Below are 7,744 nucleotides of genomic sequence, written 5' to 3' on the forward strand. Positions count from 1 at the left end.
AGATCAATTGCGGTGAGGTGGTGCCGCCGAGGGCGTGCGACACCACCTCACCCGAGCCCGCGCACCCGCCCGACGAGGTAGCGGATGGTGGACTGCGAAGGTCTGACCGGCAGGTTCCCCGGAAGTTCCCGTGTTGCAGCGCAATATCCATTGTCCCGCATGGCCCCCGGGTGGCCGCGCGGAAGGGGAAAAAACGTGATATTGCGGCCACTTGCATAGTCAAATGGGGACAAATGCCGGTTGTCTCGCAAATTGTCCCGCTGTTATACTTTCGCGGCTCGACGAGACGCCTTTGCGCGATTCGGCTCTTCCCTTTACCTGAAGCAGGACACTTTGACGTGCTGAACTCCGTTGACGCGGGTCGGCGACTGATGTTGCGCGCCGCGGTCTACCCGCTGGCCGCAGTGGTGGTCCTGGCTCTGGCCTTCCTCTTCGTGGGGCCAAAGCATGCGCTGGGTGCCCTTGTTTCGGGCCTGGCGGTGGTGGCAGGGACGGCGCTGGCCGCGTGGGTGGGGCTCGGTGGCGGCGTTCAGGCCGCTGGTTCAGCAATGGTCCGCCTGTTCCTGGGGTTCATGCTGAAGATTGTGCTGATTGTTGCCGTGCTGGGAATGGCTTTTTTCTGGTGGCGACTTCCTCCTTTGGCTCTGCTGGCGGCAATTCCAGTGGCGCTGATGTTCCAGGTTCTGGCTCTGGCCAGACGTTGATTCACTCATAAAGGTTCCGGACACATGGCGGGCGAGGCTCTAACTCCTACCACGTACATCCAGCATCACCTGCAGAATCTGACCGCCAAGGTCGGGGACGGCGGTAGCTTCTGGACGATCCACGTCGATACCATCGTCACCGCGGTCCTGATGGGCCTGCTGATGGTGTTCGCCTTCTGGATGGCAACCCGCAAGGCCACGGCAGGTGTGCCGGGCAAGTGGCAGGCCTTCGTCGAGATCTGCCTGGAGTTCGTTGACCGCCAGGCCAAGGACACCTACCACGGCAAGAGCAAGCTGATCACGCCCATCGCGATCACCATCTTCTTCTGGATCCTGTTGATGAACCTCATCAAGATGATCCCGGCCGATTTCATCGCCAAGCCGCTGGAACTGGCAGGCATCCACTACTGGAAGCCGGTGCCGACCGCCGACGTCAATGCCACCCTGGGCATGTCGATCAGCGTGTTCATCCTGATGATCTTCTTCGCGCTGAAGTCCAAGGGCATCGGCGGCTTCATCAAGGAATTCCTGACGGCCCCGTTCGGCAAGTGGATGATGCCGTTCAACCTGATCCTCAACATCGTCGAGTGGCTGAGCAAGCCGATCTCCCTGGCGATGCGACTGTTCGGCAACATGTTCGGCGGCGAGATCGTCTTCCTGCTGATCTGGGTGCTGGGCGGCGCCGGTGTATTCGGTGCCGTTGCCGGTGGCGTGTTCGGCCTTGGCTGGATGCTGTTCCACCTGCTGGTGATCCCGCTGCAGGCCTTCATCTTCATGATGTTGACCATCGTGTACTTGAGCCTGTCGGAAGACAGTCACTAAAGTTACAAGCTTCACCCAGTTTCAACCTTCATCCGTTTCATCACCCTTAGCTACTTAAAGTTCCTGGAGATAACCATGTACTTCGCCGTCCTGACCAACCTCGCCCAAGTTCAGAGCTCCACCGCCCTTGCCGTCGGCATCATGATCGGCCTGGCCGCGCTGGGCGCCGGCCTCGGTCTGGCCATCATGGCTGGTAAGTTCCTGGAATCGGCCGCTCGCCAGCCGGAACTGATCCCGGTCCTGCAGGTCCGCATGTTCATCACCGCCGGCCTGATCGACGCCGCATTCATCATCTCGGTCGCCGTTGGCCTGCTGCTGGCCTTCGCCAACCCGCTGGCTGCTGCCCTGCTGGCCGAAGCCGCCAAGCTGGCCGGCTGATCCAGCTGCAGTGAGACGGTCGGGTGCCTGCTGGCACCCGACTTCGGATGAAGGTTCGGTTGTGCCGCCACGGCGGCACGACCACCCCCGACACCAGCGATCGAGCTAATTCATGAATATCAATCTCACCCTCTTTGCACAGGCCCTGGCCTTTGCTTTGCTGATCTGGATCATCGCGACCAAGATCTGGCCGCCGTTGTTGAAGGCCATTGAAGAGCGCCAGCAGAAGATCGCTGAGGGCTTGGCCGCTGCCGACCGCAGCCAGAAAGACCTGGCCCAGGCGGAAGTGAAGGTCAACGAGGCGCTGAAGGAAGCCCGTGGCAAGGCCAACGAGATCATCGACCAGGCGCATGCCCGTGCGAACCAGATCGTTGAAGCCGCCAAGAACGAAGCCATCGCCGAAGCCAACCGCCAGAAAGAACTGGCCCAGGCTGAAATCGACGCTGCCGCCAACCGTGCCCGCGAAGATCTGCGCAAGCAGGTGTCCGCCCTGGCCGTGACCGGCGCCGAAAAGCTGCTCAAGCGCGAAATCGATGCCAACGCCCACAAGGCGCTGCTCGACGAGCTGGCTGCGGAGATCTGATCGATGAGCCAGGCCCTCACGCTTGCCCGCCCGTACGCCCGCGCCGCTTTTGCGATTGCGCGTGAGGAAGGCAAGTTCGCGCCGTGGTCGGACGCGCTTGCGTTCTCCGCCCGCGTTGCAGCCGATCCGCGCGTGTCGGCCTTGCTGTCGAATCCGCAGCTGAGCCGCGGCGATGCCGTCGCCCTGCTGACCCCGGACGCGACCAGCGAGACCTACGGTCGCTTCCTGGCCCTGCTGGCCGAAGGCCGCCGCCTGCAGCAACTGCCGGAAATCTCCGGTCTGTTCGAGCAGCTGCGCGCTGAAGCCGAACACGTGGTCAAGGCCACCGTCACCTCGGCCGCCGAACTGTCGGGCGAGGAACTGGACAAGATCAAGGCTGCGCTGCGCAAGCGTTTCGGCCGCGAAGTCGAGGTATCGACCGCGGTGGACGCTTCGCTGATCGGCGGCGCCGTGATCGATGCCGGCGACGTGGTCATCGATGGCTCGCTCAAGGGCAAGCTGTCGCGCCTGCAGACCGCGCTCGCACACTGAATTCACATTACCGTCCGGCCACAAGCCGGCACTAGGACTTGACGATGGCTACCACGCTCAACCCCTCTGAAATCAGCGAACTGATCAAGACCCGCATCGAGAAGGTCGCCCTGTCCGCGGAATCGCGCAACGAAGGCACCGTCACCAGCGTGTCCGACGGCATCGTGCGCATCTTCGGTCTGGCCGACGTGATGCAGGGCGAAATGATCGAACTGCCGAACAACACCTTTGCCCTGGCACTGAACCTGGAGCGCGACTCGGTCGGCGCCGTGGTCCTGGGCGACTACCAGAACCTGCGCGAAGGCGACGTGGCCAAGACCACCGGCCGCATCCTGGAAGTGCCGGTGGGCCCGGAAATGCTCGGCCGCGTTGTCAACGCGCTGGGTGAGCCGATCGACGGCAAGGGCCCGCTGGGCACCGCGCTGACCGCTCCGGTGGAGCGCGTTGCGCCGGGCGTGATCTGGCGCAAGTCGGTCGACCAGCCGGTGCAGACCGGTTACAAGTCGGTTGACTCGATGATCCCGATCGGCCGTGGCCAGCGCGAGCTGATCATCGGTGACCGCCAGACCGGCAAGACGGCCATGGCGATCGACGCCGTGATCAACCAGAAGGGCACCGGCATCAAGTGCGTGTACGTCGCGATCGGCCAGAAGGCTTCGACCGTGGCCAACATCGTGCGCAAGCTGGAAGAAAACGGCGCCCTGGCCCACACCGTGGTCGTGGCTGCCACCGCTTCCGAATCGGCTGCGATGCAGTACATCAGCGCCTACGCTGGCTGCACCATGGGCGAGTACTTCATGGACCGCGGCGAAGACGCCCTGATCGTGTACGACGATCTGTCCAAGCAGGCTGTTGCCTACCGCCAGATCTCGCTGCTGCTGAAGCGCCCGCCGGGCCGCGAAGCCTACCCGGGTGACGTGTTCTACCTGCACTCCCGCCTGCTCGAGCGCGCAGCTCGCGTGTCGGAAGAGTATGTCGAGAAGTTCACCAACGGCGCCGTCACCGGCAAGACCGGTTCGCTGACCGCACTGCCGATCATCGAAACCCAGGCTGGCGACGTTTCCGCGTTCGTTCCGACCAACGTGATCTCGATCACCGACGGTCAGATCTTCCTGGAAACCGACCTGTTCAACGCCGGTATCCGTCCGGCCGTCAACGCCGGTATCTCGGTGTCGCGCGTGGGTGGTTCGGCCCAGACCAAGATCATCAAGAAGCTGTCCGGCGGCATCCGTATCTCACTGGCCCAGTACCGTGAGCTGGCTGCGTTCGCGCAGTTCGCCTCCGACCTGGACGAAGCCACCCGCAAGCAGCTGGAGCGCGGCCAGCGCGTCACCGAGCTGATGAAGCAGAAGCAGTACGCACCGATGTCGATCGCCGACCAGGCGCTGTCGATCTACGCCGTCAACGAGGGCTTCCTCGACGACGTGCCGGTCAACAAGCTGCTCTCGTTCGAAGCCGGCCTGCACGCCCACTTCGCCAACACCGCAGGTGAGTTGACCTCCAAGATCAACAGCACCGGCGCCTGGAACGACGAGATCGAAGCTGCCTTCAAGAAGGGCATCGCCGATTTCAAGAGCACCGGCACCTGGTAAGAGCGTATGTAGAGCGGAGCCTTGCTCCGCTTCACACTGATAAAGCGGGGCACAGCCCCGCTCTATGGGAATAAGAGATGGCAAGCGGACGCGAAATCAAAACCAAGATCAAGAGCGTGCAGAACACCCGCAAGGTGACGCGCGCGCTCGAAATGGTCTCGGCCTCCAAGATCCGCAAGGCGCAGGATCGGATGAAGACCTCGCGTCCGTACGCGCAGGCGATGAAGCAGGTGATCGGTCACCTGGCCCAGGCCAGCACCGATTTCCAGCACCCGTTCCTGGTCGAGCGTGAGCAGGTCAAGCGCGTGGGCTACATCGTGATCTCGTCTGATCGCGGTCTGGCCGGCGGCCTGAACAACAACCTGTTCCGCAAGACGGTCGCGGAAATGCGCGACTGGCAGGACAAGGGCGCCGAGATCGACGTGGTGACCGTTGGCCAGAAGGCCGGCGCATTCTTCCGTCGCGTCAACGTCAACATGGCTGCCTCGGTGGCCAACATCGGCGACCAGCCCAAGCTGGAAACGCTGATCGGCGTGATCAAGGTCATGCTCGATGCCTTCACCGAAGGCAAGGTTGACCGCGTCTACCTGGTCTACAACCGCTTCATCAACACGATGACGCAGAAGGCCAGCTTCGACCAGCTGCTGCCGTTGCCGGCCGCCGAAAAGCAGGTGGCTTCGCACGACTGGGATTACCTGTACGAGCCCGACGCGGCAACCGTGCTTGAGCACGTGATCACCCGCTACATCGAATCGTTGGTGTATCAGGCGGTGCTGGAGAATGTTGCCTCCGAGCACGCAGCTCGCATGGTGGCGATGAAGGCGGCAAGCGACAACGCGAACAAGATGATCGGAACCCTGCAGCTGGTCTACAACAAGGCCCGCCAGGCAGCGATCACCCAGGAAATCTCCGAAATCGTCAGCGGCGCGGCAGCGGTCTAACGCGCGCAGTCAACAGCACACATTTAGAGGATGCAGCAATGAGTCAGGGCAAGATCGTTCAGATCATCGGCGCGGTCGTCGACGTCGAATTCCCGCGCACCGACGTGCCGAAGGTGTACGACGCGCTGAAGGTCGACAACACCGAAATCACGCTGGAAGTCCAGCAGCAGCTGGGTGACGGTATCGTCCGCGCGATCGCGCTGGGCTCGACCGACGGCCTGAAGCGTGGCCTGGTTGCCACCAACACCAACCGCGCCATCTCGGTGCCGGTCGGCGCTGGCACCCTGGGTCGCATCATGGACGTGCTGGGTCGCCCGATCGACGAAGCCGGCCCGGTGCAGGCGTCGGACAGCTGGGAAATCCACCGTTCGGCCCCGTCGTATGAAGACCAGTCTTCCTCGACCGAGCTGCTGGAAACCGGCATCAAGGTCATCGACCTGATGTGCCCGTTCGCCAAGGGCGGCAAGGTCGGCCTGTTCGGCGGCGCCGGCGTCGGCAAGACCGTCAACATGATGGAGCTGATCAACAACATCGCCAAGGCGCACAGCGGTCTGTCCGTGTTCGCCGGCGTGGGTGAGCGTACCCGTGAGGGCAACGACTTCTACCACGAAATGAAGGACTCCAACGTCCTCGACAAGGTGGCGATGGTGTACGGCCAGATGAACGAGCCGCCGGGCAACCGTCTGCGCGTTGCACTGACCGGCCTGACCATGGCGGAGTACTTCCGTGATGAGAAGGACGCCAGCGGCAAGGGCAAGGACGTGCTGCTGTTCGTCGACAACATCTACCGCTACACCCTGGCCGGTACCGAAGTGTCGGCACTGCTGGGTCGTATGCCGTCGGCCGTGGGTTACCAGCCGACCCTGGCCGAGGAAATGGGCGTCCTGCAGGAGCGCATCACCTCGACCAAGTCCGGCTCGATCACCTCGATCCAGGCCGTGTACGTGCCCGCCGATGACTTGACCGATCCGTCGCCGGCCACCACGTTCGCCCACTTGGATTCGACCGTGACCCTGTCGCGTTCGATCGCCTCGCTGGGTATCTACCCGGCCGTGGATCCGCTGGACTCGACCTCGCGCCAGATGGACCCGCAGGTCATCGGCAGCGAGCACTACGACACCGCACAGCGCGTCCAGCAGACCCTGCAGAAGTACAAGGAACTGAAGGACATCATTGCCATCCTGGGTATGGACGAACTGTCCCAGGAAGACAAGGAAGCCGTGTCGCGCGCCCGTAAGATCGAGCGCTTCTTCAGCCAGCCGTTCCACGTGGCCGAAGTGTTCACCGGCTCGCCGGGCAAGTACGTGCCGCTGAAGGACACCATCCGTGGCTTCAAGGCCATCGTCGATGGCGAATACGACCACCTGCCGGAGCAGGCGTTCTACATGGTCGGCGGCATCGAAGAAGCGGTCGAGAAGGCCAAGAAGATGGCCGAGAAGGCCTAATTCCCACGTAGGGCGGAGTTCGCTCCGCCCACGCGGCAACCTGCGGTGGGCGCAGGCCCACCCAACCAGGCGAAGAGAGTTCCATGAGCACCATCCGTTGCGACATCGTCAGTGCCGAGCAGCAGATCTTCAGCGGCGAAGCGACCCTGGTCGTGGCCACCGGTGAGCTGGGCGAGCTGGGCATCGCGCCCAAGCACGCACCGCTGATCACCCGTCTGAAGCCGGGCAAGGTCGTGGTCACCACTGCTGCCGGGGAACACCTGGATTTCGCCATCTCTGGCGGCATCCTGGAAGTACAGCCGCAGGTCGTGACCGTGCTGGCCGACACCGCCATCCGTGCCAGCGACATCGATGAAGCATCGGTGCGCAAGGCCAAGGAAGAAGCCGAGCGCGTGCTGGCCCACCGTGGCGAAGCCATGGAGCTGGCCGAGGCGCAGCAGAAGCTGGCCGAAGTCACTGCCCAGCTGCAGGCATTGGAGCGTCTGCGCCGCAACCTCAAGCACTGAGGCCTGCAGCAACGCCCAGAAAAACGCCGGCCAACGCCGGCGTTTTTTCTGCCCCGCTTTTGTAGTGCCGAGCCATGCTCGGCAGAGGCCGTACACCGCATGTTTCCGTAGTGCCGAGCCATGCTCGGCAGAGGCCGTACACCGCATGTTTCCGTAGTGCCGAGCCATGCTCGGCAGAGGCCTTACACCGCATGTTTCCGTAGTGCCGAGCCATGCTCGGCAGAGGCCTCCCAGGCAAGCCC

General features: G+C 63.0%; 9 protein-coding genes. All 9 read left to right on the top strand.

Translation table 11 applies throughout. The annotated features are described in order from the left end of the window. Window positions 1–338 precede the first annotated feature (338 nt). Window positions 339–704 carry a hypothetical protein gene (locus tag AC1VXC_RS15410; protein ID WP_313173335.1) on the top strand — a complete coding sequence of 122 codons (366 nt, stop codon included), beginning with the start codon at window positions 339–341 and terminating at the stop codon, window positions 702–704. Window positions 705–728: 24 nt separating this feature from the next. Then, a complete protein-coding gene (gene atpB / locus AC1VXC_RS15415; protein ID WP_293715030.1) occupies window positions 729–1,526 on the top strand; it encodes a F0F1 ATP synthase subunit A in 798 nt (265 codons plus the stop codon). 75 nt (window positions 1,527–1,601) lie between these two features. Then, window positions 1,602–1,904, top strand: a complete 303-nt coding sequence (atpE, locus tag AC1VXC_RS15420; protein WP_054661978.1) for a F0F1 ATP synthase subunit C — start codon at window positions 1,602–1,604, stop codon at window positions 1,902–1,904. A gap of 112 nt (window positions 1,905–2,016) precedes the next feature. After that, the gene (locus AC1VXC_RS15425; RefSeq protein WP_293715039.1) at window positions 2,017–2,487 is read left to right on the top strand and encodes a F0F1 ATP synthase subunit B; all 471 of its coding nucleotides are present in this window, start codon (window positions 2,017–2,019) and stop codon (window positions 2,485–2,487) included. A gap of 3 nt (window positions 2,488–2,490) precedes the next feature. Further along, window positions 2,491–3,018, top strand: a complete 528-nt coding sequence (locus AC1VXC_RS15430) for a F0F1 ATP synthase subunit delta (protein WP_313173333.1) — start codon at window positions 2,491–2,493, stop codon at window positions 3,016–3,018. A gap of 44 nt (window positions 3,019–3,062) precedes the next feature. Beyond that, a complete protein-coding gene (atpA, locus tag AC1VXC_RS15435; protein WP_481539509.1) occupies window positions 3,063–4,610 on the top strand; it encodes a F0F1 ATP synthase subunit alpha in 1,548 nt (515 codons plus the stop codon). A gap of 77 nt (window positions 4,611–4,687) precedes the next feature. Beyond that, entirely contained in the window at window positions 4,688–5,551 is an 864-nt protein-coding gene (gene atpG, locus AC1VXC_RS15440; protein WP_057626866.1) for a F0F1 ATP synthase subunit gamma, read from the top strand. Window positions 5,552–5,589: 38 nt separating this feature from the next. Then, window positions 5,590–6,996 carry a F0F1 ATP synthase subunit beta gene (gene atpD / locus AC1VXC_RS15445; protein ID WP_312916206.1) on the top strand — a complete coding sequence of 469 codons (1,407 nt, stop codon included), beginning with the start codon at window positions 5,590–5,592 and terminating at the stop codon, window positions 6,994–6,996. Window positions 6,997–7,079: 83 nt separating this feature from the next. Beyond that, window positions 7,080–7,502: a F0F1 ATP synthase subunit epsilon gene (locus tag AC1VXC_RS15450; RefSeq protein WP_057626868.1), complete on the top strand. Its 423-nt coding sequence runs from the start codon at window positions 7,080–7,082 to the stop codon at window positions 7,500–7,502. Window positions 7,503–7,744 lie beyond the last annotated feature (242 nt).

This window comes from Stenotrophomonas sp. STEN033, assembly GCF_056856655.1.

Excerpts from the sequence above, each read along its gene's own strand:
- AC1VXC_RS15430 (WP_313173333.1), top strand. The coding sequence starts at position 2,491 with ATGAGCCAGGCCCTCACGCTTGCCCGCCCGTACGCCCGCGCCGCTTTT.
- atpD (WP_312916206.1), top strand. The coding sequence starts at position 5,590 with ATGAGTCAGGGCAAGATCGTTCAGATCATCGGCGCGGTCGTCGACGTC.
- AC1VXC_RS15425 (WP_293715039.1), top strand. The coding sequence starts at position 2,017 with ATGAATATCAATCTCACCCTCTTTGCACAGGCCCTGGCCTTTGCTTTG.
- atpG (WP_057626866.1), top strand. The coding sequence starts at position 4,688 with ATGGCAAGCGGACGCGAAATCAAAACCAAGATCAAGAGCGTGCAGAAC.
- AC1VXC_RS15450 (WP_057626868.1), top strand. The coding sequence starts at position 7,080 with ATGAGCACCATCCGTTGCGACATCGTCAGTGCCGAGCAGCAGATCTTC.
- atpA (WP_481539509.1), top strand. The coding sequence starts at position 3,063 with ATGGCTACCACGCTCAACCCCTCTGAAATCAGCGAACTGATCAAGACC.
- atpE (WP_054661978.1), top strand. The coding sequence starts at position 1,602 with ATGTACTTCGCCGTCCTGACCAACCTCGCCCAAGTTCAGAGCTCCACC.
- atpB (WP_293715030.1), top strand. The coding sequence starts at position 729 with ATGGCGGGCGAGGCTCTAACTCCTACCACGTACATCCAGCATCACCTG.